At 77.1% G+C, this 26171-nt stretch carries 14 protein-coding genes; 4 read left to right on the forward strand and 10 right to left on the reverse strand.

Going from position 1 to position 26171, the window contains the following annotated elements:
- Positions 1–361: 361 nt before the first annotated feature.
- The 4 genes from CNX65_RS17025 to CNX65_RS17040 are packed head-to-tail and all read right to left on the reverse strand — an operon-like array spanning position 362 to position 15499.
- Entirely contained in the window at positions 362–4087 is a 3726-nt protein-coding gene (locus CNX65_RS17025) for an SDR family NAD(P)-dependent oxidoreductase (protein ID WP_096494244.1), read from the reverse strand.
- A complete protein-coding gene (locus CNX65_RS17030; protein ID WP_096494246.1) occupies positions 4084–4869 on the reverse strand; it encodes a thioesterase II family protein in 786 nt (261 codons plus the stop codon). Before CNX65_RS17030 ends, CNX65_RS17025 begins: the two co-directional genes overlap by 4 nt.
- Positions 4866–9593, reverse strand: a complete 4728-nt coding sequence (locus CNX65_RS37870) for a type I polyketide synthase (protein ID WP_177154607.1) — start codon at positions 9591–9593, stop codon at positions 4866–4868. The genes CNX65_RS17030 and CNX65_RS37870 overlap by 4 nt, the downstream gene beginning before the upstream one ends.
- Positions 9590–15499, reverse strand: a complete 5910-nt coding sequence (locus CNX65_RS17040; RefSeq protein ID WP_177154608.1) for a MupA/Atu3671 family FMN-dependent luciferase-like monooxygenase — start codon at positions 15497–15499, stop codon at positions 9590–9592. The genes CNX65_RS37870 and CNX65_RS17040 overlap by 4 nt, the downstream gene beginning before the upstream one ends.
- Positions 15500–15787: 288 nt before the next feature.
- Here CNX65_RS17040 and CNX65_RS17045 point away from each other — a divergent pair, with 288 nt between their 5' ends.
- Complete coding sequence (locus tag CNX65_RS17045; RefSeq protein WP_096494252.1) at positions 15788–17167, forward strand: condensation domain-containing protein; 1380 nt, start codon at positions 15788–15790, stop codon at positions 17165–17167.
- A gap of 38 nt (positions 17168–17205) precedes the next feature.
- On the opposite strand, the gene CNX65_RS17050 is transcribed toward CNX65_RS17045, so the two are convergent.
- Positions 17206–17772, reverse strand: a complete 567-nt coding sequence (locus CNX65_RS17050; RefSeq protein WP_096494254.1) for a M23 family metallopeptidase — start codon at positions 17770–17772, stop codon at positions 17206–17208.
- Between the two features lie 194 nt (positions 17773–17966).
- Between CNX65_RS17050 and CNX65_RS36215 the strand changes: the two genes are divergently transcribed.
- Entirely contained in the window at positions 17967–19883 is a 1917-nt protein-coding gene (locus CNX65_RS36215) for an ATP-binding cassette domain-containing protein (protein ID WP_198320492.1), read from the forward strand.
- Positions 19873–21669: an ATP-binding cassette domain-containing protein gene (locus tag CNX65_RS17060; RefSeq protein WP_096494256.1), complete on the forward strand. Its 1797-nt coding sequence runs from the start codon at positions 19873–19875 to the stop codon at positions 21667–21669. The genes CNX65_RS36215 and CNX65_RS17060 overlap by 11 nt, the downstream gene beginning before the upstream one ends.
- Positions 21670–21708: 39 nt before the next feature.
- Here the strand turns inward: CNX65_RS17060 and CNX65_RS17065 are convergent, their stop codons facing one another.
- The 4 genes from CNX65_RS17065 to CNX65_RS17085 all read right to left on the reverse strand — a co-directional run bounded on the left by CNX65_RS17065 (position 21709) and on the right by CNX65_RS17085 (position 24072).
- Positions 21709–21978: a hypothetical protein gene (locus tag CNX65_RS17065; protein ID WP_096494258.1), complete on the reverse strand. Its 270-nt coding sequence runs from the start codon at positions 21976–21978 to the stop codon at positions 21709–21711.
- Between the two features lie 106 nt (positions 21979–22084).
- Positions 22085–22492 (reverse strand): GntR family transcriptional regulator, encoded by a 408-nt coding sequence (locus CNX65_RS17070; protein WP_198320493.1) that lies wholly within the window; start codon positions 22490–22492, stop codon positions 22085–22087.
- A 5-nt stretch (positions 22493–22497) separates the two neighbouring features.
- Positions 22498–23010 carry a hypothetical protein gene (locus tag CNX65_RS17075; protein ID WP_096494262.1) on the reverse strand — a complete coding sequence of 171 codons (513 nt, stop codon included), beginning with the start codon at positions 23008–23010 and terminating at the stop codon, positions 22498–22500.
- A gap of 78 nt (positions 23011–23088) precedes the next feature.
- Positions 23089–24072, reverse strand: a complete 984-nt coding sequence (locus CNX65_RS17085) for an ATP-binding cassette domain-containing protein (RefSeq protein ID WP_232519874.1) — start codon at positions 24070–24072, stop codon at positions 23089–23091.
- Between the two features lie 210 nt (positions 24073–24282).
- On the opposite strand from CNX65_RS17085, the gene CNX65_RS17090 reads away from it, so the two are divergent.
- Complete coding sequence (locus CNX65_RS17090; protein ID WP_157767692.1) at positions 24283–25521, forward strand: hypothetical protein; 1239 nt, start codon at positions 24283–24285, stop codon at positions 25519–25521.
- Between the two features lie 10 nt (positions 25522–25531).
- On the opposite strand, the gene CNX65_RS17095 is transcribed toward CNX65_RS17090, so the two are convergent.
- Entirely contained in the window at positions 25532–26077 is a 546-nt protein-coding gene (locus CNX65_RS17095; RefSeq protein WP_096494268.1) for a hypothetical protein, read from the reverse strand.
- Between the last annotated feature and the right edge of the window lie 94 nt (positions 26078–26171).

Here is a 26171-nt window from a genome sequence, read left to right on the forward strand (position 1 = left end):
ACGACCCCGAGGGCCTGCGGCAAGCCGTCGAAGCCGACCGGGGCGGCGACCCCGCGCCACCGCACAGCGAAAACCCCCGCGGGGCAGGCACTTCCCCGCACCGCCCCTGCGCCCCCCGGATTGAGCCGGACTCGACCCGCCCACCCGGCCGCCGCCACTGCGGCGGCGACCGGGTGCCGGTCCACCGCGCGACCTGCTCCGCGGGCTCCTCAGCGCCACCCCGGTCGCCATGGCCGTCCCCGCAAGCGCCACCGCCCTGGAGCCGGATCGGCGTGCCGTCCCCGGCACGCCACCACCTCGCTCTCGCCGGCCGCCCCGCCGCGACGAGCCCCGCCGCCCGCCCGCCTGCTGCCCGACCCCGTCACCCCACCGGCTCGATCACCGCCGCCAGCGCGGCGATCGTCGGGTTGCGGTAGAGCTGGTCCAGGGTCAGCGGGACGGGCAGGTCCGCCGACAGGCGGGACAGCAGGCGGGCCGCGCGCAGGGAGTTGCCGCCCAGGTCGAAGAACGTGTCGTCACGGCCGGGGGTCGGGCGGTTGAGCACCTCGGCCCACACCAGGGCCATGCGCTCCTCCAGCGGGGTCCTCGGCGGTTCGGTCGGGGCCCTGCGCGGCCTCGGGGCGGTGTCCTGGAGGAGCTGCTCCCGGTCCGGCCCGCCCCGCGCGTCGGTGGGCAGCGCGGGGACCCGGTGCAGGCGGACGGGGACGGGGCTGGCGGTGATCAGGGCGTCCAGCCCGCCCCCCGGCTCCAGGTCGGCGTCCGCCGCGTAGGCGAGCAGGACCTCCTGCGGGCGCAGGGACCGCGGCTCCAGCTCGGCCAGCACCCGCTGGCTCGCGCGGTCCAGGCCGATCAGGACGTACGGCTCGTCCAGCGCCATGGCGGCCAGGAACGACGCCAGCCCCTCCTCGCCCCTCACCGGGCGGAAGCCGCTCCTGCGGACGGGGGCGGTGGGGCGGCCCCGGTTCAGGCCCGCGTCGGTCCACATGCTCCAGGCCAGGCAGCGGGCGTCCCGGCCGCGCTCGTGCCGCCAGTGGTCCGCGAACCCGACCAGGAAGGTGTTGGCCGCCGCGTACGCGCCGAACGAGTGGCCGCCGAACTCGCCGTTCACCGACCCGAACAGCACCAGCGCCGCGTCCGGCCTGTCCTCCAGCACCTCGGCCAGCGCGAGCGTGCCGTCGACCTTGGCCCGGTGCAGGCGCGCGAACCCCGCCTCGGTCTCCTCGGCGGCGGTGTGCCGCTCCAGGTGCTCCCACTGGTCCGACGGGTCGGCGCCTGCCAGGTGCAGCACGCCGTCCAGCGGCGCGCCCCAGCGCCGCTCGGCCTCGGCGACCGCCCCGGCCAGCGCGGCCCGGTCGGCGACGTCGGCCTCCCGGTAGACCACGTCACCCAGCGCGGACAGCTCGGCCAGGCGGTCGGCGCGCTCCCCGGTCGGCGCCGAGCGGCCGATCAGGAGCAGGCGGACGCCGTAGGCGGCGACCAGGTAGGTGCCCAGGTGGTGGGCGATGCCGCCCAGCCCCCCGGTCACCAGGTAGCGACCGCCGGGCGCCACCGGGGGGCGCTCGTGCAGGTCGGCTCGCCGCACCGGGCGCAGCACCGCCCGCAGGCGCTCGCCGCCGCGCACGGCCAGCACGTCGGCGCCCGCCCCGCCCGCCAGCTCGCGGCGCGCCGCGACCGCCCACCGCGCGGGATCGGCGGGCAGGTCGACCTGGCGGACCCGGTGGCCCTCGGAGACGGCCGTGCGCACGAGCCCCGGCAGGCCGCACACGCCCAGGTCGACCCGGTCGCCCGCCCTGGCGCGCACCGCGCCGCTGGTCAGCACCAGCAGCGGGGTCGCGGCGGTCAGCGCGGCGGACAGCTCCACCGCCGCCCTGACCGGGGACGCAGGCAGGTCGTCGTGCAGCGACCAGGCGAGCACGAGCGCGGCGGGGGCGCCGTGGCGGCGGGTGGCCTCGGCCACGGCGCGGCGCACGTGGTCCGCGGCCTCGCCCGAGGCGGGGCGCGGGACGACGACGGTGGTGACGTCCCGGAACGCGGGCGCCAGGTCGCGCCAGGCGCGTTCCCCCGCCAGCACCACGACCGGGCCGTCCACCCCGCGCGGCGCGGTGGCGTCGTCGGCGACGGGGCGCCACCGCCTGCCGAACAGCCAGTCCTCCGGCCGCTCGTCCCGCTCGGGTCCGGCGGTCCGGTCGGCGAAGCGGCCCGCGCGCAGCGCCTCGACCAGCGCCCCGCGCTGGATCTTGCCGCTGCCGGTCTTGGGGAACTCGGCGGCGGTGACCGGCACGACCAGGTCGGGCGCGGGGCCGACCTCGCGCACCAGCGCCTCCCGCACCGCGCCCGCGGTGCGGGCCAGCGCCTCCTCCTCCCAGCGCTCGGGCACGAAGAACACCACGAGCCGGTCCGAGCCCTCACCGGGCTCCCGCACCCCCGCCGCCGCGGCGAAGGTCAGCCGCACGCCGTCCACGCGCTCCACGACGCTCTCGATCTCGTGGGCGACGTGGTTGACCCCCCGGATGACGATCTGGTCCTTCGCGCGCCCGGCGATCACCACCGAGCCGCCGTGCACGAACGCCAGGTCGCCGGTGCGGAACCAGCCGTCGGCGTCGTGCGAGTCGCGGTTGGCCTCGGGGTTGGCCCGGTAGCCGGTCATCAGCGCGGTCCCGCGCACCTGGAGCTCGCCGAGCGCGTCCTCGGGCAGCACCGCCCCACCGGGGTCGACCACCCGCACGGCCACGCCGGGGACCGGCGGACCGGCCTCGGAGAACACCAGCGCGTCGGGCGCGCCGGGGTCGGTGGTGCGGGTGTCCGCGCCCAGCGTCGCCTGGCTCACGACCACCACGCCCGCCGCGCGGTCGTCGCGGCTCTGCGTGGCGTAGGTGACCACCGAGCAGGTCTCGGACATGCCCCAGCCGGGCCGCACCGCGTCGGCGGGCAGGCCGTGCGGGGCGAGCAGCTCCAGGAAGCGGTGGCTGGTGGCCGCGACCACCGGCTCGGCGGCGTTGGTGATCGAGCGCAGCCGGGACAGGTCCCAGCCGCGCCCGGCCGCCCGCTCCTCGGCCAGCGCGTCGTTGACCATGGCGAAGGCGAAGTTCGGCGCCCAGGTGTCGGTGGCGCGGTAGCGGTCGAGCCAGTCGAGCCAGGCCAGCGGGTCGGCCAGGAAGTCCTCGACGCGGGCGTTGACGTGGTCGCAGCGCAGGAACACGTCGCGCACGTTGTGCATGACGATCGCCACGTGGTCCAGCGGCATCCAGTTGACCGTGACCTCGTCCGGGCCGTAGCCGCAGGCGCGCGCCGCCGCCCAGGTGCGGGCGGCGACGGTGGAGTTGGTGTGCTGGACGCACTTGGGCACGCCGGTGCTGCCGGAGGTGAGCAGGTGCACCACCGGCGAGTCGGGCCCGGTGGGGTGCCAGTGCGCGTCGGGCTCGTGCTCCAGCAGGTCCTGCACGACGAGCACGCGCACGTCCGGTTCGCCCCACAGCTCCCGCACGCCCTCCAGCGCCCTGGCGGTGCCGCGGCCGGTGAGCACGACGGGGCGCTCCAGCAGCAGCCAGGCGTTGCGCAGCCTGCGGGTGGTGGCGCTGTGCTCGGCGTAGGAGGCGGCGACGGCCACCGGGGTGGGGACGAAGCCGCCGAGGACGCAGCCCCAGAACGCGGTCAGGTAGTCGCGGTTGTCCTCGAACTGGAACAGGGCGGCGTCACCGGGGCGCAGGCCCGCCGCGCGCAGCCCGGCGAGGACGCGCTGCGCCTCGGCGAGCAGCTCCGGGTAGGTCTGGCGGCTCGCCTCGACCCCGCCGCGCAGGAACGTGGTCCCCTTGTCCGGGGCCAGGTCCGCGGCCTGGCGCAGGGCCTGCTGCAGGGTCGTGGGCGCGCCGTCGGGCAGGTGCGGCGGGCCGCCGTCGACCAGGGAGGACGGGCGGTCGCGGGCGGGTGCGGGCGGAGCGGGCTCGGTGGCGGGCGCGGGCGCCGGACCGGACTCCGGGACGGTCCCGGTGGTGCTGCGCACGACGGCGACGGCCTCGCGCGCGCCCTGGGCCAGCGCGGCGGCGGCCAGGTCCGCGAGCAGCGCCGGGTCGACGGACGGCGGGGTCATCGGGGGCTCCCGGCTGGCTGGGTGGTGAGCAGGTCGCCGAGCAGGGCGGTGAGCGCGGCGGGGTCGTCGAGGAGGTAGAAGTGGCCGCCGGGGAGGAACCGGGAGCGGAAGCGGGCGGTGGTGCGCCCGCGCCACGCCTCGACCGAGTCGGCCGGGGTGCGCGGGTCGTCGCGGCCCGCCAGCGCGGTGATCGGCAGCGCCAGCGGCGCGGCCCCGGTCGGGGTGTGGCGCTCCCACAGGGTGAAGTCCGCGCGCAGCGTCGGCAGCAGCGCCCCCATGACGTCGGCGTCGGCGGCCAGCGCGGGCTCGATCCCGCCCAGCTCGACCAGCGCGGCGGTGAACTCCGCGTCGGGCAGGCCGTGCAGCGGCGGCGCCGCGGTCGGCACGCCCGGCGCGGGCTGCCCGGACAGCACCAGGTGCTCCGGCTCGGGCAGGCCCCGCTCGCGCAGCGCGAGCGCCAGCTCGTGCGCCAGCACCGCGCCGCCGCAGTGGCCGAAGAACGCGAACGGCGGGCGCAGGAACGGCCGCAGCGCCTGAGCGAGGACCGCGACCAGCGGGCGCACCTCGGTGAACGCGGGTTCGGCGATCCGGTTCTGCCTGCCGGGCAGCTGCACGGCCAGCAGCTCCACGTCCGGCGGCAGCAGCGCCGCCCAGTCGGCGTAGGCCCCGGCCCCGGCGCCCGCGTGCGGGAAGCAGATCAGCCGGGTCCGGGCGCCGGGGCGGGCGGCCCGCCACACGAACGGGGTCTCGGCCACCAGGTCGCTGCTCGTCGGGTCGGTCATGCCAGGCCACCTCGCTGGGGTGCGGTCGGGGACGCCGTGGCCAGGTGACCGGCCAGGTCGGCGATCGTGGAGTGCCGGTAGAGGTAGGTGGCGGGCAGCGGCACGCCCAGGCCCGCCACGAGCAGCTCGCGCATCCGCAGCCCGGTGAGCGAGTCCACGCCGAGCTCGGCGAACCCCGCCTCGTCGGCGATCTCACCGGGTTCCACGCCGGTGACGGTGGCGACGACCCCGCGCAGGTAGCCCGCCAGCTCGACGGCGGTGCGCGGCGGCGCGGGCAGGGCCCGCCCGCGACGCGCCGGAGCCGGGGGCCGGTCCAGCGGGCCGCCGCCCGCGCGGGGGTCGTGGGCGGGTAGCACGCACACGTGCTCCGCGCCGCTCGCGACCAGGGCGTCGAGCGCGGCGATGCCCGCGCGCGGCTCGATCCCGCCGCCCTGCCCGGAGTTCGCGGCCATGCCTGCCCCGGACCACGGTCCCCAGTGGACGGTGGTGCCGGGCAGCCCGGCGGCCCGGCGGCGGCGCATCAGCTCGTCCAGGTCGGCGTTGGCGACGGCGTAGGCGGCTTGCCCGGCCGCGCCCAGCAGGCTGGCGGTGGAGGAGAACGCGACCGCGAACGCCAGCGGCTGGTCCCCGGTCAGCTCGTGCACCAGCCGCGCCGCCGGGAGCTTGGGGGCGGCGGCGCGGGCGAGGTCGGCGTCGGTGACGCCGGTGAGCGTGGTGTCGGCCAGCGCGCCCGCCGCGTGCACGACCCCGCCCAGCGGGGGCAGCACGCGCCGGGCGTGGGCGAGCAGCGCGGTCAGGCGGCGCCGGTCGGCGAGGTCGAGGCGGGCGTGCAGCACGTCCAGCCCGCGCAGCGCGGCGAGGCCCCTGGCGTCGCCGGTCCGGCCGCCGATGGCCAGCACGTGCCGCGCTCCCGCCTCGGCGAGCCAGGTCAGCACGTGGCCGCCGAGCGCGCCGCCCGCGCCGGTGACCAGGTAGGTGGCGGACGGGTCCAGTGCGGTGCGCCCGGTGCCCGCGCGGGGGCGCAGCGCGGGGATCTCGCGCCCGCCGCCGCGCAGGCGCAGCACGGGCGGGCCGTCCTCGGCCAGGAGCTCGGCGAACGCCGCGGCGGCGTCCTCGCGGTCGTCCAGGGCCAGGTGCGAGCAGGACAGGTCGGGCAGTTCGGCGAGCGCGGTGCGGGCGAGCGCGGCCAGCGCCTCGGGGCCCGGCGCGTCCGGTCCGGTCACCAGCGCGACCCGGTGCGCGGCGGTGGGCGGGTGCTCGGCGAGGTGGGCGAGCGCGGCCAGCGCGCCGCGCGTGGCCGGTTCGGCGTCGGCGACCACCAGCAGCCGCCACGGGCCGGGGCCGCCTGCCAGGAGGGCGTTCAGGTGCTCGGGGTCGTGGGCGGGGGTGGCGCGGACCCGGTCGCCCCTGGCGCGGGCGCGGCGGGCGAGGTCCGCGGCGGTGGGGCCCGCGCCCACGACCAGCCAGCGGAGCGCGCCCCGCGCGGGTGCGGCGGGGGCGGGGGCCTGCTGCCAGTGGACGTCCAGGACGGCGGGGCCCTCGTCGGGGGTGTCGCGGGTTTGCGGCGTCGGGAGCGTGGGCCGGGTGCGGGTGGGCTGGGCGCGGGGGAGCGGGGCGCCCGAGGCGGGGCTGTCGGGAACGGCGCTGTCGGGGGTGGCGCTGTCGGGGGTGGTGTTCTCGGGGGTGGCGCTGTCAGGGGTGGCGTTCTCGTAGGTGGCAGTGCCCTGGCTTGCGGCGCTCGTGGTCGCGCTGTCGGCGACCTGGGCGCGCGGACCGGGTGGTGGGCCGACCCAGTGCGAGCGGCGGGGCCGGGTGGACGGCGGGAGCGTCGCGCGCCGGACCGGCCCCGCAGGCGGGCAGGGGTGGCGCTCGGGGTCCGCGGCGCCCAGGACGAGCAGGGTCGCGTAGGCGGTCAGCAACCGGGGCCGCACCCGGCCCCTGGTGACCGAGGCCAGGAACCTGGTCGGCGCGTCGTGACCCGCCCTGGTGCTCGCCGAGGTCAGCGCCGCGCCCGGACCGATCTCCAGCACCGCGCCCGGCGGGGTGCGCAGCAGGCGGGTCACCGCGTCGTGGAAGCGCACCGGCAGGCGGACCTGGTCGCGCCAGTACCCCGGACCGTCCAGCAGGCCGTCGTGCCGGGCGTCCACCGCGGACAGGATCGGCAGGGTGGCCGCCCGGAACGACCGCCTCGCCAGCGCCGCGCCGAACGGGGCCAGCACCGGTTCCACGGCCGCGCAGTGGAACGGGTTCGTGGTGGGCACGGGCACCGCGCCCGCGTCCTCGCCCAGCAGCCGCACGACCTCGGCGACGGCGTCGGCGTCACCGGCGACGACCACGTCCCGCGGGCCGTTGACGGCGGCGATCTCCACCTGCCCCCGCGCGCGGGCCACGGCCTCGGCGACCCGGTCGGCCTCGGCGCGCACCGCGCTCATCACGCCGGGCAGCCCGCGCTCGTCCATCAGCGCGCCGCGCTCGGCGACCAGCTCCAGCGCGTCGCCCAGGTCCAGCACGCCCGCGGTGACGGCGGCGCCGTACTCGCCGAGGCTGTGGCCGAGCACGGCGGTCGGCTCGACGCCGCAGGCCCGCCACAGGGCGGTGAGCGCGTGCTGGAACGACAGCAGCAGCGGTTGCGCGAGGCGGGCGCTGGTGCGCAGCTCGGCGGCGTCGGCCTCGACCGCGGCGCGCAGCCGCGCCCCCGGCAGCAACCGGTCGCAGTCCGCGAACGCGGCGGCGAACACCGGGTCGTGGCGCAGCAGCTCGGCGGTCGCGCCGACGACGTCCCCGCCTTGGCCGCTGAACGCGAACGCGACCCCGCCCTCGGCGCCCGCGACCCCGGTGACCACGTCGCGGTGCGCGCGGCCCTCCAGGAAGCGCTCCAGGCCTGCGGCGGCGGACGCGACGTCCTCCGCGACGACCGCGACCCGGTGCGGGCCGAGGGGGCGGCCGAGCAGCGTCGTCGCCGACACCCCGGACAGCTCCTCCTCGGGGTTGTCGCGCAGGTGGCGGGCGCAGGAGGCGGCGGTGGCGCGCAGCGACGCCCCGTCGCGGCCGGACACCAGCACCACGCCGGGGCCGGGGGCCGCGGCGGGCCCGCGCGGCGGCGGCTCCTGGAGCACGGCGTGCGCGTTCGTGCCGCCCGCGCCGAAGGAGCTGACCCCGGCCACGCGCGGCCTCCCCGGTCCGCCCGGCCACGCGGTGGGGGTGGTCGGCACGAAGAACGGCGACTGCGCCAAGCCCCCGGCCGGGGTGCGGTGGTGGGCGAGCGGCGGCAGCTCGCCGTGGCGCAGCGCCAGCACGGCCTTGATCAGCCCGGCCATGCCCGCCGCGGTGTCCAGGTGCCCGGTCACCGGCTTGGCGGAGCCCAGCCCGCACCGGCCGCGCCCCACGCCGTCGAACGCCTCGGCCAGGCCGGTCAGCTCGACCAGGTCGCCCAGCTCGGTGCCGGTGCCGTGCGCCTCGACGTAGCCGACGTCGGCGGCCGACAGGCCCGCGTCGGCCAGCGCCGCGCGGATCACCGCCGCCTGCCCCGAGGAGCTGGGGGCCGCGTAGCCCATGCGGTCCGCGCCGTCGTTGTTGATCGCGGTGCCCCGCACGACCGCGAGCACCGGGTCGCCGTCGGCGAGCGCGTCGGCGAGCCTGCGCAGCACGACCGCGCCCGCCCCGTTGCCGCCGACGGTGCCGCGCGAGTCGGCGTCGAACACCCGGCAGACGCCGTCCGGCGACAGGATGCCGCCCTCGTGGTGCAGGTGCCCGGACAGGAACGGGGTGTGCACGGCCGCGGCGGCGACCACGGCGGTGCCGCAGTCGCCCGCGCGCAGGGCGCGGCAGGCCAGGTGCAGCGCGACGAGGCTGGTGGAGCAGGCGGTCTGCACCGCGACGGCTGGGCCGCGCAGGCCCAGCGCGTAGGCGAGCCTGGCGCCGGTGTGGTCGGGGTCGTTGGCGAAGGAGACGCGCAGCGGGGGCAGGGCCGCCAGCAGCTCCGGGTCGGTGGCCAGGTTCGTGCTCAGGTAGGTGTCGCGCAGCGGGCCCGCGTTCAGCGCCATGCCGACGCCGCCGAAGCAGCCCACGTCCGCGCCGCGCAGGCGCCGCGGGTCCATCCCCGCGGACTCCAGCGCCTCCCAGGCGCACTCCCAGAACAGCCGGTGCTGCGGGTCGGTGGCCCTGGCCTCCAGCGGGGACAGGCCGAACGCCTCGGCGTCGAACAGGTCGGCGCCCTCCAGGTGCCCGCCGGACGGCACGTGGCGGGGGTCGTCGACCACGGCGGCGGGCACGCCCGCGCCCAGCAGCTCGGCGCGGTCGAAGGAGCGCACGGCCGTGCCGCCCGAGCGCAGCAGCTCCCAGAACCGCTCGGGGGTGTCGGCTCCGGGGAACCGGCAGGCCATGCCGGTGATGGCGAGCGCGTCGCCGGGGTGGGCGCCGGTGGCCGGGGCGCGGTTCGGCGCGGCGGCCCCGTCGCCCGTCCCTCCGGACGCCGGGGCGCGGCCCGGCGCGCCCGCCCCGCCGGAGCGCAGGTGCCCGGCCAGCGCGGCGACCGTGGGGTGGCGCAGCAGGGCGCTCACCGGCACCTCGACGCCCAGCGCGGCGCGCAGGCCCTCGCGCACCGGGCCGAGCATGACGGACCTGCCGCCCAGCTCGAAGAAGGTGCGGTCGTGGTCGGGGACGTCGGGGCGGCCCAGGACCTCCGCCCACACCGCCGCGACGGCGTCCTCCAGCCGATCGCTCACCGGTGGCCGCCCGAGGCGGTCGCGAGCTCGGGATCGCCGCTGAGGAACGCCGTGACGAGCGCGGCCGTCGGCAGGCCGGAGCCCTCCAGCTCGCCGTGCCCGACCACGGCGGTGATCCCGCCCCCGGTGTCGGCCACGAGCACGGCCGGGTCGTGCCCGGCGACGGCCGCGGCGTCGGCGCGCGGCTCGCAGTCCACGTCCCAGGCGTCCTGGTCGACCACGACCCGGTCGGGGTCGTCCGGTCGCAGACCGCCGGAGACGACGACGTGCCCGACCCGGCGCGGCAGCGGACCGCCCGGCTGCTCCAGCACCGCCCCGCCCGCGAGCAGCACGGCCAGCACCGCCACGAGGCGGTCGGTGTCGTTGGCCGCCAGCACCGCCACCGGCGTCCCCGGTCCCACGCCCCGCGCGGTGATCGTGCCCGCGAGCGCGCGCACCCGGTGCGCGAGCATCCGCGCCGACAGGCCGGAGACCGCGTCGTCCTCGCGGGTGAGCACGTCGGTGAGCGCGGCGGCCACCCGCTCGGGGATGGTGCGCCCGGCGGGAGCGGGTGGCGGGACGTCCACGCCCCCGTGAGGCGCGGGGGAGAGCGGACCCGGCGTCCGGACGCCGGACGCGACGACCACCCGGTCGCGCCCCGGTTCCGGCAGCCCGTGCCCGGCCTGCCCCGGTCCCGCCTGCCCCGTTCCGGCCTGTCCCGTTCCAGCTTGCCCCGGTCCCGCCGCCGCGGGCCCGGCCGCGAGCGCGGCGATGCCCGCGAAGCCCTCGCGCACCAGGTTCGGCGGCGCGCCGAAGTCCACGAAGCACGCCACCTCGTCCACGCCCGCCGCCGCGAGCTCGACCAGCAGCGGACGGGCGTCCTCGGGGGTCCCGATCAGCGAGCGGCCGTCCGCGTAGCGGCGGAACGCGGCGTCGATCAGGTAGTCGCGGTCCTGCGCGCTCAGCTCGTCCAGGTCGACGCGGCGGGTCTGGTCGGCCAGCCGCGCGGACAGGTCCGCCGCGGCGCGCAGGTAGCCGCGCAGCGGTTCGCGGGCGGCGTCGCGCACCGCGTCCCGGTCCGCGCCGAGCAGGGTGTGCAGCAGCACGGCCACGTGCCCGGACGCCGGGTCGTGGCCAGCCCCGCGCAGCGCCTCCCGGTAGACGGCGATCCTGGCGCGCAGCGCCGCCACGTCCTGGTTGAGCAGGTTGGTGAGCACGCCCGCGCCGTGCGCGCCCGCCGCCGCGAACGTCTCCTCGCTGCTCAGCGCGGTCAACCACACCGGCAGCTCCGGGCGCACCGGCCTGGGGAAGACGCGGACCTCGGTCGTGCCCCCGCCCTCGCCGGGGAACGCGACCGCGTCCCCGCGCCACAGGGCGCGGACCTGCCCCATCGCGCGCAGGGTGTCCTGCTTGCGGGTGGCGAAGCCGCCGGGGGCCAGCACGAAGTCGCGGTCGTTCCAGCCGGAGGCGAACGCCAGCCCGACCCGACCGCCGGACAGCGCGTCGACCACGGCCCACTCCTCGGCCACGCGCGCCGGGTGGTGCAGCGGCAGCACGACGCTGCCCGCGCGCAGCGACAGGCGGGAGGTCTGCCTGGCCAGCGCGGCGGCGAGCACGGCCGGGTTGGGGGAGAAGCCGCCCAGGTCGTGGAAGTGCCGCTCCGGCAGCCAGATCGCGGACAGCCCGGCCTCGTCGGCGAACGCCGCCCCGTCGAACAGCAGGTCGTAGTGCTGGGCGGTGTCCACGCCCCGGCCGTCCCCGAAGTAGGACAGGCTCAGCTCGGGCAGGCGAGGGGGCGCGGCGGGCAGCGGGGCCCGCGCGCTCCTCGGCGCGGTCGTGGCGGCGGGCCGCCGGTCCCACACGCCCGCGTCGCGCATCTCGGTGACCGCGCCGACGAACGCGTCGCGGACCTGCTGGACATCGGAGTCGGTGTGCGCGGTGGACAGGAAGCACGTGCCGGTCTCGACCAGGAACGCGCCGTGGTGGCCGAGCGCGGTGCGCAGCGCCTCCACCTCGACCGGCTGGTGCACGAAGCTGTAGTTGTTCGTGCCCACCAGGCGGAAGAACGAGCCGTAGCGGGCGATCGACACGGGCGCGGACAGCGCCGCCAGCGCGTCGTTGACGTCGTCCACGAGGTCGGCGGCGCGCTCGTTCAGCCGCTCCTGCAGCGCGGGGCCCTCGTCCAGGAGCCTGCCCAGCACGGCGTTCGCGGCGGCCAGCGCGAGCGGGTGCTTGACGTAGGTGCCCGCCGTGTAGGTGGGGTCGACGCCGTCGGGCAGCCGGGACGGGCCGACCCACGTGCCGCCGTCCACCAGGTCGAGCAGGTCGCGCCGCCCGCCCACGGCGGCCATCGGCAGGCCCGCCGCGAGCGTCTTGCCGTAGGTGACCAGGTCGGCCCGGACGCCGAACCAGCCCTGCCCGCCCGCCGGGTGCACCCGGAAACCGGTCAGCACCTCGTCCATGACCAGCAGCGCTCCGTGCTCGGCGGTGATCCGGCGCAGCTCCCGCAGGAACGGCCCGGCGTGCTCGCCGGGGTTGCGGTTCTGCACCGGCTCGGTGACCACCGCCGCGATCCGGCCGCCGTGCTCGGTCAGGTGGTCGAGCGACTCCTGGCGGTTGAACGGGAGCACCACCACGTCGGACACCATCGAGGCGACCACGCCCGGCGACATGGGCGCGGCGGCGTGGTCGGGGTCGCCGGGCGTGCGGTTGACCAGGGTCCCGTCGAAGTGGCCGTGGTAGGCGTTGGAGAACAGCACGACGGTGGAGCGGCCGGTGGCGGCGCGGGCGACGCGCAGCGCGGTCATCACCGCCTCGGTGCCGGAGGTGCAGAAGTTGACCCGCTCCACGCCGGTCAGCGCCCGGATCTTGGCCGCCACGGCTCCGCTCAGCTCCGCCTCGGGGCCCAGGTGGATGCCCCGGTCGAGCTGGGCGCGCAGCGCGTCGACGACGAAGTCCGGGTTGTGGCCGAACAGGTGCGCGCCGAAGCCCATGGCCAGGTCGACGTACTCGTTGCCGTCCAGGTCCCACAGCCTCGCCCCCGCCGAGCGGGCGCCGACGATCGGGTAGCGCAGCTGCGCGGTGCCCTCGTTGAGGCCGACGGCGCTGCGGCGGTTGTTGGTCAGGCTCTCCTGGGTCTCCAGCGCCCTGGCCAGCGACGCGGCGGTGCGGCGGTGGTGGCGCGCGACGAGGTCGCGCAGGTAGCCCTCGCGGGAGGCGCGCGGGTCGGCGGCGGGGGCGGCCCGCAGCGGTTCCGGGGCGGGCAGCGGGGGAGGCAGGTCCGCGGCGGGCGCTCGCGGGGGCGTCGCCGCGACGGGCTCGGCCACCGGCTCACGCGCCGGGGCTCCTGCCGGGGCCACCGGCTCCTCCCGTTCCCCGGCGGGCTCGGGCGAGGCCGTCCGGCCGTTCACCGCCGGGGCGACCACCGCGCGGGCCTCCGCTGCCGGGGGCTCCGCTGCCGGGGGCTCCGCCGACGCGCCTGCCGACGCGCCTGCTGCCGGGGCCCGCGTCGGGGTGGCGCTCACGACGGCCGGGTCCGCTCCGGACTTCGCGGCGGCCACGTGCCCGGCGATGCGCCTGGCCGTGGTGAGGTCCTCGAACAGCTCGCGCACCGACAGCCGCACGCCGTGGGTCGCGGTGATCCGCCGCACCAGGTCGATGAACGTCGGTGAGTCCGCGCCCAGCTCCAGCAGCGGCAGGTCCGGGTCGACCTCCTCCGGCGGGAGGGCGAGCAGGTCGGCGAGCGCCGCGCGGACGGAATCGAGGACTTCGCTCATCGTGGCCTCTCGGCGTTCTGCTGCGGGTGGGGGTGGCGCGTCGGGGAGCCACAGGGCTCGGCGCTGGAACGGGTAGTGCGGCAGGCGGGCGGTGCGCCTGCCCCGGCACACCGCGCGCCAGGCCACCGGGACGCCCGCGCCCCACAGCCGGGCGACGGCGGTCAGGCCGTCGCGCAGGGCGGTGTCGGGGCCGGTGGAGAGCACGGGCAGCACCTCGTCCGCCGCGCCGAGCACCAGCGCGACCACCGGCTCCCGCCCCACCTCCTGCGCGGGGCGCGGTTCGCGCGGCAGCGCCCTGGTGATCGCGGCCAGACCCTCGCCCGCGAGAGCTCGGGCGACGGCGCGCGCCCTCTCACCGGTGGCGGCGGTCCCGCCGGGGCGGACGCCCCACGACAGCAGCAGGCGGCAGGTGGCGTAGCGGGCGGTGAAGCCCACCAGGGCGGGATCGGCGTCCCCGGCCAGCGGGTCGTGGCCGCAGGCCCCGGCGACCTCGGCCACCGCGTCCCGGAACGCGGGCTCGGCCAGCAGCGACCTCGGGACCGACGCGCCCGGCGCGTCGCCCAGGCGCAGGACCACCTCCGGCGGCGGATCGCCGGGGCGGACCTGCCGGACGGGCGCGTCGCCGCGCGCCAGCGCGTCGAGCGCCTCCCGCAGCCCGGCGTGGTCGGCGGCGACGACGGCGGCCCGGAACCTGGCCTGCGCCCTGCCCAGGGCCGCGCAGGCGGCCAGGTCCGCGAGCGGCGCCGCCTCGCCGACCGCCCCGGCGTGCCGGGCGGCCAGCTCGCGCAGGACCGCCTCGGAGCGGGCCGACAGCGGGTAGAGCTCCAGCGGGCGCGCGGCGGGCCCGGCCACGACCGGGGGCGCGGGCGCCTCCTCCACCAGGACGTGGCAATTCGTCCCGCTCATCCCGAACGCCGACACCCCCGCCACCCTCGGCGTCCCCCCGCGCGGCCAGTCGCGCAGCCGCGCGTCGACCACCACCGGCACCGCGTCCCACGGGATGTGCGGGTTCGGCGCGCGCTGGTGCAGGGTCGGCGGGACCTGCCCCCGGTCCAGGACGAGCAGCGCCTTCAGCAGCGACAGCAGCCCCGCCGCCGCCTCCAGGTGGCCGAAGTTGGTCTTCACCGAGCCCACGCGCAGCGGCTCCCGGCGGTCCCGCCCCAGGACGGCGGCCAGCGCGGCCACCTCGACCGGGTCGCCCAGCGGCGTGCCGGTGCCGTGCGCCTCGACGTAGGCCACGTCGCCGGGCGCGAGGCCCGCGTCGGCCAGCGCCTTGGCCAGCACGGCCTCCTGCGCGTCCTGGCTGGGCGCGGTCAGCCCCGCGCTGGGGCCGTCGTGGTTGACCGCCGAGCCGCGCAGCACCCCGAGCACGGGGTCGCCGTCGCGCTCGGCGTCGGCCAGGCGCTTGAGCACCAGCGCCACCGCGCCCTCGCCGAGCGCGAACCCGTCGGCGCCCGCGTCGAACGCCCGGCAGGCCCCGGTGGGCGACAGGGCGTTGGTGCGGCAGCGGGCCAGCACGGACCACGGGGTCAGCAGCAGGTGCGCGCCACCCACGAGCGCCACGTCGCAGTCGCCGGAGCGCAGGTCGCGCACGGCCAGGTGGGTGGCCACCAGCCCGGAGGAGCAGGTGGTGTCGACCTGGAGCGCGGGGCCGCGCGTGCCGAGCAGGTGGGCGACCCGGCCCGCCGCCATGGCGCGGTTGAGGCCGAGCAGCGCGTGCGCGTCGGGCGGGCGGGCGGTGGCGAGCACCGAGTAGTCCTCGGTGCCCAGGCCGACGTAGACGCCGGTGTCGGTGTTCCGCAGCGAGTCCGGGGCGATGTTGGCGTGCTCCAGCGCGGACCAGAACACCTCCAGCAGCAGGCGCTGCTGCGGGTCGGTCGCGGCGGCGGCGGGCGGCGCGGTGCGGAACAGCCCGGCGTCGAACCCGGACACGTCGTCCAGGAAGGCCCCGGTGCGCACGGGGGACCGGTCGGGCCGGGAGGGGTCGGGGTCGTGCAGCGCGTCGAGGTCCCAGCGGGTCGGCGGCATCGGGCCGGTGGCGTCGACGCCCTCGCGCAGCGCCCGCCACAGCCCATCGGGATCGCTGATGCCTCCCGGCAGGGCGCACCCCGCCCCGACGACCGCGACGCGGGGGTCGGCGGAGCGCGTCACCGGCCGCCGCCGAATAATTTCCGGAAAAGCGCGCGCTGAGGCCGTAGTGGAATTCGCACGGTTTTCTCCCGGAGCGTCGAAGTGCGGCGGTAACCCCTCGTTCCGCCGGACGACGCTAGGGCAAGCGGTATCGGCCAGCAATACGACGTTGGAGTGATCGAAAAGCGTTCGGAGGGGCCTCGCGTCACCCTGAGCGAAGTTCTTGACACCCGCCGCTGATGATCTTTACAGTCCCGCCTCGACCGGAATGGGACATTTCCGGGCGACCCGCCGCACCGGGGAGGACCCATGTCCGATCGCTGGGCCGACGCGCCCTTCTCCGGGGCCCTCGCCACCACCGCGCCGCTCACCTGGGCGCAGCGCACGATGTGGATCGCGCACCACCGGCTGGCCCCGCACGACTGCGCCCTGCTCAACGTCTCGCACACCACCCCTTCCCCCGGCCGCCGCGTCGCGGACGTGCTCGCGGACGTCGCGGCGCTGGTGGCGCGGCACGCCGTCCTGCGCAGCACGCTCAAGGTCGACGAGCACGGCGCGGTGACCCAGGTGGCCGCCGCGTCCGGGCGGGCGCGGGTGCTGCTGGCGGACGCCTCCGGCGCGGGCGGGCAGGTGGCCGCGCGGGTGCGCGCCGAGCTGTCCGCCGAACCGTTCGACCTGGTCACGACGTACCCGGTGCGGGTGGCGCTGGTGGTCGACGGCGAGCGCGTCACGCACGTCGTGCTCGTCGGGCACCACGTGGCGCTGGACGGCTGGAGCGCCGTGCGGCTCGGGCTGCGGCTGGCCGAAGGGCCGGACGGCGCCCCCGAGGACGGGCCCGTGCTGCAACCCGCCGACCAGGCCGCCTTCGAGGCGGGCCCCGAGGGGCAGCGGCTGCTGCGCGACTCGCTGGCGTACTGGGCCGAGCAGCTCCGCGCGCTCCCGCCCACCCCGTTCCCCGGACCACCCGGCCCCGGCGAGCACCCCCGCTTCAAGGTCGCCAGGCTGACCTCGCCCGCGCTCGCGACCGCGCTGCCCGCGCTGTGCCGCCGCTACCGGACGACCGGGTCGACGGCGCTGCTCGCCGGCGTGCTGGCGCTGCTCGCGGTCACGACGGGGAACCGCAGGTGCGGGCTCCAGGTGGCCGTGGCCAACCGCGACACCCCGGAGTCGTTCGACGCGGTCGGCTGCCTGTACCAGGAGGTGCTGGTGTCGGTCGACTTCGCCGGGGCGCGCGCCTTCTCCGAGGTGGTGCGGCGCGCGTGGGAGGCGTCGCGGGCGGGCTACGCGCACGGCCGCTACGACCCGCCCGCGCTCTACGCGCTGGTGGAGCGGATCAACGCCGAGCGCGGCGTGGCGCTGGACCGGACCAGCGTGTTCAACGACGAGCGGATCAGCCCCACCGCGCGCGGCCCCGCCGAGCCCGCGGCGGGCGCGACCACCGTGGAGTGGCTGCCCGAGCAGCACCGGAACCGGGGCGGGCGGTTCCACCTGTGGGTGGACAGCAGCCCGGCGGACCGGGTCGTGGTGCGGCTGATGGGCGACACGGCCCACCTGCCGTCCGAGGCGATCGAGCGGTTCCTGCTGGGCCTGGAGGCGCTGCTGGTGGCCGCCGCCGAGCGGGACGTGCCGCTGGCGGAGGTGGCCGACCTGGCGGGGACCCCGCCGCGCGGCGCCGTCCCCGCGCGGTGAGGCCCGGCGCGGTGGTGTCCGGCGCGGTGAGGTCCCGCTCAGCGCGCGGTCGCCCCCGAGGCGACGCGCTCGAACAAGCGGGCCGGGTTGGCGTCGGCGCGGTCCAGGCCGCCGGGGTGGAACTGGAAGTGCAGGTGCGCCGCCCCGGCCGGGATGGGGCGGCCGGTGGCCACCGAGCCGCCGGTGTGCCCGCAGTAGCCGAGGACCTCGCCCGCCGCGACCTCGCGCACGTCGCCGTCCAGCACCCCCGGCGGGAACGCGTCGGCGGGCGAGCTGTGCGAGGTGCCCAGGTGCAGGTAGAGGTAGGCGTCACCACCGCGCCCGCGCAGCCGCACCCGGTTGCCCGCCGGGTGCCAGCCCTGGTCCGAGGCCGCCGCGGCGTACTCGGCGACCCCGTCCTCCACGGCCACGACGGGCAGGCCGATCGGGGCGCGCAGGTCGATCCCCCGGTGCAGGTGCCCGCCGCCCCTCGGGAAGCGCCAGCCTCCCCTCCCCGGCTGGCCGTCGTCGGCCCCGCGCAGCGCGGGGTCGGCCAGGAAGTCCGCCCACGACAACCCCAGGAGCGGGAAGTGCAGAACAGGCTCGGGACGCGAATGGCCGGTCATCGGGTTCCCCTCTTGAGCGAACCGCTCGTGGACTTCCTGACACCGCCCGGCATGTTATCCGAAAAGGCCGCCGGGAAAAGGAGGGCATTCCTGCGGGCTGGCCGCCCGATCAGTTCTGCCAATAGCTGCGCGCCATCGGTGCAGACAACTGCGGCGATCGCGCCGGACGCCCTGCGCCCATTCGCCGGGGAGCGGTGAGCGGGGTGGACGCGCGGACGCCGCCCAGGAGCGCGCTGCCCACCGGCCACGCCCTCGCGCTGGTCGCGGTCGTGGCGCTGGCGGGCGCCCTGCCCGTCGCGGTCACGCTGGTGAGCGGCTGGCTGGTGGGTCGGCTGGAGTCCGGTGACGCGGGCGTGGCGCGGGTCGCGGTGGTGCTGGCCGCGGTGTTCCTGCTGTCCCAGCTCGGCGCACCGCTGGCGCGGCTGGTGGCCGACCTGCTGGGGCGCAGGCTCGGAACCGGCCTGCAGCGGCGCCTGGTCACGGCGGTGGCCGCCCCGGTCGGGGTGGGGCCGCTGCTGGAGCAGGGGGTGCGGGCGGACCTGGCGCGGGCGCGCGCCGTGGTCGCGGGCCCCGCCACCACGAGGGACGCGCTGCTCGCCTGGACGGGCATCGCGGTGGCGCGCGCCCAGGCCGGGGCGTGCGCGGTGGTGCTGCTGTGGTTCCGGCCGCTGTCGGCGCTGCTGCTGGCCGCCGCGTACTTCGCGTTCGCCGCGCTGCTGACCGGCGAGTACCGGCGCAGGCAGCTCGCCGCCTACGGCGCGGACGCCTCCAGGGGCAGGGCCGACTACCTGCGGGACCTCGCGCTCACCGGGGAGGCGGCCAAGGACGTCCGGCTGTTCGGGTTGGCGGACTGGCTCCTCGACCGGCACGCGCGGGCGTGGCCGCCCGCCGGGGAGCGCGGGCGGGGCGCGCCGGTGGCCGCGCTGGTCGTCGTGGGCGCCGCGGTCGCCGGCGCGCACGCGCTGGTGCTGGCCCAGCTGGGCGGCGAGGTGGTCTCCGGCGGGCTGTCGCCGGGCGCGCTGACCGTGTTCGCCTCCGCCGTCGCCGGGGTGAGCGGCGCGGTGGTGCTCACCATGGAGGTGGTGCACCTGCACCGGGGGCGGGAGGTGGTGCGGGCCGCCCTGTCGGCCGAGGCGCGGGCGCTGTCCGCCGCCCCGGTCCCCGCCGCGTCGACTGCCGCCCGTGCCGCCGCCCGTGCCACCGCCCGTGCCACTGCCCGTGCCACTGCCCGTGCCACTGCCCGTGCCACTGCCCGTGCCACCGCCCGTGCCACCGCCCGTGCCACTGCCCGTGCCACCGCCCCGCTGCCCGAGCCGGTCCCCGCCGGTGGCGCGGACGTCCAGGCGTGGCGGGAGATCCGGTTCGAGGGCGTCGGGTTCCACTACCCCGGATCGGACCGCTGGGTGCTGCGCGGGCTGGACCTGGTGGTGCGCGCGGGGGAGTCGCTGGCCGTGGTCGGGGTCAACGGCGCGGGCAAGAGCTCCCTGGTGAAGCTGCTGCTGCGGGCGCACGACCCGCGGGAGGGCCGGATCACCGCCGACGGGGTCGACCTGCGCGAGCTGGACGCGGCGCGGTGGCGCCGCGGGCTGGCCGCCGTGCTCCAGAACCCGAACCGCTACCCCGCGAGCCTGGCCGACAACATCGCCTACGGCGCGCCCGCCCACGCCCCCGGTGACGCGGAGCTGGCGCGGGCGGCCCGGCTCGCCGGGCTGGACGGGCTGGCGCGGGCGCTGCCCGACGGCTACCGGACCGCGCTGTCCACCGGGTTCGGCGGCGTCGACCTGTCCGGCGGGCAGTGGCAGCGGGTCGCGCTGGCCCGCGCGCTGCGCGCGGTCGACGCGGGCGCTCGGCTGCTGGTGCTCGACGAGCCGACCTCGGCGCTGGACGTGCGCGCCGAGGCCGCGTTCACCGGCAGGGTCGCGGAGCTGGCGGGAGGGGTGGCGACGCTGCTGGTGTCGCACCGGTTCGCCGCGGTGCGCAGGCTCGACCGGATCGTGGTGCTCGACGGCGGCCGGGTCGTCGAGGAGGGCGGCCACGACGCCCTGATGGCGCTCGGCGGCGCGTACGCGGCCATGTTCACCGCGCAGGCGGAGCGCTTCGGTGTCCGCTGACCGGGCGGGGCGGCGGTGGCTGCGAGGGCTGGCGGCGGCGCTGCGCCTGTCGTGGGAGGCGGACGCCAGGCGCTCGGCCGCGGTGCTGGCGCTGTTCGCCGCCCAGCCGCTGGTGCGCACGGCGAGCATCGCCGCGCTGGGCTGGTTCGTCCAGTCCGCCGTGGACGGCGACCTGCCGGGCGTGCGGTTCGCGGCGGCGCTGGCCGGGGTGTCGTCGGTGCTGAGCACGCTGGCCGCGCGTGCGGCGCTGAACCTGTCCGCGACGCTGATCGACCGCACCTCGCTGCTGGCCGACCGGCGGGTCCAGGAGCTGGCGCACGGCGCGCCGGGCGTCGAGCACTACTCCGACCCGGCCTACCTGGACCGCCTCGCGCTGCTGCGGGTCGAGCGCCAGCACCTCGTGGAGGGCGTGGACGCGGTCGGGCTCGCGGTCGGCACGCTGGCGCGCGCGGCGGCCACGGCGGCGCTGCTGGCCGCCGTCACGCCGTGGCTGCTGCTGGTGCCCCTGACGGCCGTGCTGACGCTGGCGGCCAACGCCCGCGCGGAGGCGGTGCGCGGCCGGGCGCTGGTGCGGGCCTCGGCGGACCTGCGGCGCGCCGAGGGCGTGTTCACCACCGCCGTCGACCCGGACGCGGCCGTGGAGCTGCGGGTCTACGGGCTGGCGCGCAGGCTGCTCGGGGTGCACCGGGAGGCGGCGGCGCGGGCGGCGCGGGTGCTCGACCGCGCCGCGCTGGCCGAGTTCGGGTGGCTGGCGGTCGGGTGGTGCGCGTTCGGCGCCGGTTACCTGGCCGGGATGCTGCTGGTGGTGGCCGAGCACGGCGCCGGCGGCGTCGGGCTGGGCGGGGTGGTGCTGGCGCTGGTGCTGCTGACGACGGTGAACCTACTGGTGGCGCTGGTGGTCCGGTACAGCGGGGCGCTGCTGCGCACGGCGGGCGCGGGCGCGCTGCTGGTGTGGTTGCAGGAGCGCGCCCACGCCCTGCCGTGGCCGGGGAGCCTGCCGCCGCCGCCTCGGCTGCGCGACGCGGTCGAGCTGGACGGCGTGTCGTTCCGCTACCCCGGCGCGGAGGCGGACGCGCTCGCGGAGGTGTCGCTGCGGCTGCCCGCCGGGCGGGTCGTGGCGCTGGTGGGGGAGAACGGGTCGGGCAAGTCGACGCTGGTGTCGCTGCTGGCCGGGTTCCACCGGCCGGACCGGGGCGCGGTGCTGGTGGACGGGGTCGACCTGCGCGAGCTGGACCTGGAGGCGTGGCGGCGGCGGTGCTCGGCGGCGTTCCAGGACTTCGCGCGCCTGGAGTTCGCGCTGGGCGAGTCCGTCGGGGTGGGCGAGCTGCCGCGGTCCGCGCCGGACACCCAAGTGGCGGCGCTGCGCGCGGTGGCGGGCGGCGACCTGGTCGACGAGCTGCCGCGCGGGTTGGCGACGCCGCTGGGCCGGTCGTTCCCGGACGGCGTCGGGCTGTCGGGCGGGCAGTGGCAGAAGGTCGCGCTGGCGCGCATGGCGATGCGCCGGGAACCGCTGCTGGTGCTGCTGGACGAGCCGACCGCCGCCGTGGACCCGGTGGCGGAGCAGGAGGTGCTGACCTCGGTGGTGACCGCCGCCCGCCGGGTGGCGCGGGAGGCGGGCGCGGTGTGCGTCGTGGTGACGCACCGGCTGTCGACGGCGCGGGACGCGGACCTGGTCGTGGTGCTGTCGCGGGGGCGGGTCGCCGAGGTGGGCGGGCACGCGGAGCTGGTGGCGCGGGGCGGGGTGTACGCGGGGTTGTTCGCGCTGCAGGCGGACGCCTACCGGTGAGCGCGCGGTGGCCGTCCGGGCTCCTCGCCCTGGGGGCGGCTACCGGTCCCCGCCCGCCGCCCGCCGCTCCCGCGACGCCCGCAGGCGCCCCATCACCAGCGACTCCAGGTCGGACAGCGGCTCGTCCGGCAGCAGCAGGCGCGGCAGCAGCCCGAGCACCTCGTGGACCCGCCCCCTCGACCACCGCTCGTTCATGCCCGCCGCGACGCGCACCAGCTCGCGCACCGTCAGGTCCCGGTAGAGCGGCCGGTTCTGCGCCAGGAATGACACGTCCGGGTGGATTCCCCCGCGCACGGGCGTGTCGAACACGCCCCGTTCGGGCCGACCAGGGCGACCACGCTGCCCTCGGGGACGGTGAAGCCGCACTCGCGGACCGCCCAGCGGGCGCGGTAGCGCTTGCCGACGGCGGTCCCGGTCAACGGGTTCGTGATCGTTCCTCGGAGGGGTAGAGCTCTTCGCGGACCGCGGTGTACAGGGCGTCCACGTCCTCGACCACCAGACCGCTCTCCACGGCGCCGCGCATCCACGCGGTCAGCTCGCGCCGCAGCGGCGCGTCGTCACCGGTGGTGGCCTCGGACGACAGGGACTTGATCACGAACGTCCCCAGGCCCCGGCGGCCCTGCACCAACCCCTCGTGCTCCAGCTCGCGGTAGGCCTTCACCACGGTGTTGGGGTTGACGGTGGTCGCCTCGACCACCTCGCGGGCGGAGGGCAGCCGGTCGCCGGGGCTCAGCAGTCCCAGGCGCATGGCCTGCTTGACCTGGTGGACGATCTGCATGTAGGTGGAGACCCCGGAGCGCCGGTCGATCCGGAACTCGATCACGTCGCTCAGCATAGGCGCTCCCGCCGCTCAGGGCCTCCACCGCGCTCAGCTCTGCCTGCGCAGCGCCGACCCCCACCGGACTTGCACGCCTGCGTGATCTCCCTGGACCGCTCGACGGGGATCTCCCGCCCGGCGCCGTCCAGCGCGCCCTGCGCGAGCACCAGGAACTCGTTGCTGTCCAGGCTCAGCAGCTCGTTGCCGGGGCTCTCCAACCGCCGGGTGGGCACCAGGCCGTCCGACACGACGAACGCGCCGAGCCCCACCGTCATGGCGATCAGGGTCCGCCGGGTCACCACGCCGAGGAACGTGCCGAGCGCGAACGCGAACAGCGCGCAACCGGTGGGGGAGACGTGCTCGATGCCGAAGGTCATGGGGTGGAACGGCCCGTTCATCTTCGGACCGAGCGTGCCCGCCGCCTCCAGCCACCACCACACCGCGGTCTGCAGCGCGGCCAGCACGACCAGCGCGGGGACGAGCGCGATCACCAGCTTGTTGAGCATCCACCGGGTGCGGCTCACCGACCTGGGTGAACGCCAGCACGTGCGTGCCCTGCTCCAGCTCGCGCGCGAACAGCGGTGCGCCGATGAAGACCCCGATCAGGGCGGGCCCACAGGTGATCGCGATCCGCGCGACGTCGAATGCGCTAAGTCCTTGACCACGTCCGGTTCGGCCGTGCAGGCGTCGAGCGCCAGCGCGGCGCACGCGGTGAGGTTCTTGGCGACGAACTCGTCGAGCATGGCCGACCGCATCAGAGCGATGGCGGCCACGCCGACGACCAGCAGCCCCAGCAGGGTGAGCAGTTGCAGGCGCTGCAACCGGAACGAGGCCCAGATCATGCCGCTTCCTCCTGTGCGACCGCCGCGCGCATGTGGCGCAGGGCGAGCTCTCCGAGCGGGGTGCCGTTCGCGCTGAGCCTGCTGACGTCCCCGGCGAGCACGATCCGTCCTCTGTGGAGCAGGATGAGGTGGTCGCACACGCCTTCCATCTCGGCCAGCACGTGCGAGGAGAGCACCACGGTGATGCCCTGCGCGCGCCTCGGTGGTCAGCAGCCGCAGGACGGTCTCGCGCGCGAGCGGGTCGAGGTCGGCCAGGGGTTCGTCGAGCAGCAGCAGGCGGGGGCGCTTGCCCAGGGCGAGGGCGAGCGCGACGCGGGTGCGCTGGCCGCCGGAGAGGGTGCCGACCTTGGCCTGCAGGGGCACATTCGCCCGGCCGACCAGGTGCTCGGCGTAGGCCTGGTCCCAGGTGGGGTTGGTCTTCGCCCCGAAGCGCAGCGTCTCGGCCACGGTCAGCTGCGGGTAGAGCGGCTTCTGCTGGGCGAGGTAGGCGACGGCGGGGTAAAGGCCCTTGCCCGTGGGCTGGTCGCCGAAGACGGCGATCGACCCGGCGGTCGGCCGCAGCAGGCCGGTGATCAGCCCCATGAGCGTGCTCTTGCCCGCCCCGTTCGGGCCGACGAGGGCCACGACCCGGTTCGGGGGGATCACCAGCGAGGTGGGACGCAGGGCCCAGCCTCTGCGGTACTGCTTGCCCACGTTGTCGGCGACGACCGGAAGCGCCTGGGGTGGCTGGCTTCTCGCGGTCATGGGTGTCTCCCCTTTCCTTCGTCGGGTTCAGGGGGAGGTTAAACCTTTTGCTAGTGAAGTAGTGAACTGGATGGGATGGGTCTCCTGGGGGCAACCTGCGGGGTTGTCGTTGTTGTTGCGCGGCAGGAGGTTGGGGCGCCGGGTGAGCGGATCGGACACCCCTGGCTGACGGGATGTCACACTTCCGCCCCGGAAAGCGACTGCGTCGGCATGGGCACACCGTGGACTCCGCCTGCGCTGATCGATCCGACTCCGCTGGAACAGCGCGTGGTCGAGGCCGCCCGCTGCGGCGCCTGGGCCGGTGGAACCGGCGGGCCGGCGTTGGCGGAGCTGGCCGCCTCGGAGGACCCCGACCCGTACGGGGTGCGCGTCCGGGCCGTCCGCGTGGTCGGTCCGCTCGACTTGGACCACCTCACCGCGACTGTCCCGCTGGTCCTGCGCGCTTGCGTGATCCCCGAACCGGTCACCTGCCGCAACGCGCGGCTGCGCGAACTCGATCTGTCGGGGAGCGCGCTGACCATCCTGGCTGCCGAGGGGGCGAGTGTGGACGACGGGTTGCCCCTTCAGGACATCGAGGTGCGGGGTGCGGACGACAACGGCGCGGTGCGCTTGTCCCGTGCCCGAATCGGTGGTCACGTCTCCCTCGAAAGGGCTCAGGTCGTCAACGACTTCGGACCGGGGGTGCACGCCGTCAGCCTGCGAGTAGACGGCGATCTGGTGCTGAGCGGCGCCGTCGTGCGCGGCTGCGGCGAGTTCGGCGCTTTGCGCCTGCTCGGCACCCGTGTCGACGGCACTGCCGGCCTTGAGGGAATCCACTGCGCCAACAACTCAGGTCCCGGCCTCACCGCCGACCACCTGCACGTGGACGGCGGCTTGTTCCTGACCGGCGCTGTGGTGCGCGGCAGTGGCGAGAAGGGGGCGCTGCGCCTGCCCGGCGCGGACCTTCGCGGGCAACTGGTTCTGGAGAACGCGCGGGTGGACAACCCCTCGGGGCCCTTGCTCGTGCTCATCGAGACGCAAGTGGCCGAGGCGCTGGTGTTGCCAGCCTCGCTCGTGTGCCCGCACTCCAAAGCGCTGAGGGCGGGCCGCCCCTGTCCTGGGCGCGACCGGCAGATCATCGTCCAGTGCCTGGTGTTCGCCCGACTCGCCGAGGTGTCGTGGCAGAAGTGGCTGCACCTGCTCGTGGAGCACACCCCTGACTACGTTCCCCAGCCCTTCCAACAACTGGCTGCCGTGAAGCGCACGGCAGGCCACGACGCCAACGCCCGCGAGATCCTGCTCGTCCAGCAGGACCAGCTGCGCCGTTGGGCAGCCCAAGGCGTTGGGAGGCCGGTGGGGGCGACGGGGCTGCGGTCCCGCTGCGACCTGGACACCGGGACCAGGCGGGGCAGTTGTTCACCGTCTTGCTGTGGTTGTTGCAGGACGCGTTGTGGGCCTTGGCGACCCTGACCGTGGCCGCCTACACCGGCATGATCCGCAAACCTGCCTGACGCCGGTGAACCTGCGGGCCTCGGAGGCGACCTACCGCCGCGAGCCTTGGGGGCGACATCCGCACCACGCTGTCGGTCGCGAAGTCGTACCCGATCAGGGGGTGCTCTCGCCCGTTCTCCGGGGTGAGCACCATCGGCTTGCCCAGTCGGCGGCTGACCGCCCGGAGGAAGCCGCACACCACGTCCAGCCGGGCCTGGCCCTGCACCTCCTGGGGGGCGAGGACGAGCTCGATCTCCTCGACCTCGAAGAAGTAGACGCGCACCGTCACCTCCGGCACCGGCCTGATGTACAGCGAGGACCCCAGGTCGAAGCGCCGCTCGTGCACGGTCTCGACGCGATCGGGCATCCGCTTCCAGCCGCCGCTCTCCCCGTACGCGAACCACCACCCCCTGGAGCGCACGAGGTCGACGAACGCCTGCCAGTCGGCCATCGTCGTGTCGAAGACGTACGCGTCCAGCAACATGCCGTCAGGCTCGAACAGCTCCGCCACGTCATCCCACACCAGGTCGGGCACCCGGCCATCATCACCGAGCGCGCTGCGCCGTGCACGTCGTTTTCGCTGCTCTGGACTGTCCGGGGCGTGCTGTCAGACCCCCGGCCTACCATCC

Source organism: Actinosynnema pretiosum (genome assembly GCF_002354875.1).
GTDB classification, from domain to species: Bacteria; Actinomycetota; Actinomycetes; order Mycobacteriales; family Pseudonocardiaceae; genus Actinosynnema; species Actinosynnema auranticum.

Bases quoted from the DNA above. Each gene is read 5' to 3' on its own strand.
- CNX65_RS17085 (WP_232519874.1), bottom strand. From the start codon at position 24,072: ATGACCGCGAGAAGCCAGCCACCCCAGGCGCTTCCGGTCGTCGCCGAC.
- CNX65_RS17030 (WP_096494246.1), bottom strand. From the start codon at position 4,869: ATGACCGACCCGACGAGCAGCGACCTGGTGGCCGAGACCCCGTTCGTG.
- CNX65_RS17045 (WP_096494252.1), top strand. From the start codon at position 15,788: ATGTCCGATCGCTGGGCCGACGCGCCCTTCTCCGGGGCCCTCGCCACC.
- CNX65_RS17050 (WP_096494254.1), bottom strand. From the start codon at position 17,772: ATGACCGGCCATTCGCGTCCCGAGCCTGTTCTGCACTTCCCGCTCCTG.
- CNX65_RS17025 (WP_096494244.1), bottom strand. From the start codon at position 4,087: ATGACCCCGCCGTCCGTCGACCCGGCGCTGCTCGCGGACCTGGCCGCC.
- CNX65_RS17090 (WP_157767692.1), top strand. From the start codon at position 24,283: ATGGGCACACCGTGGACTCCGCCTGCGCTGATCGATCCGACTCCGCTG.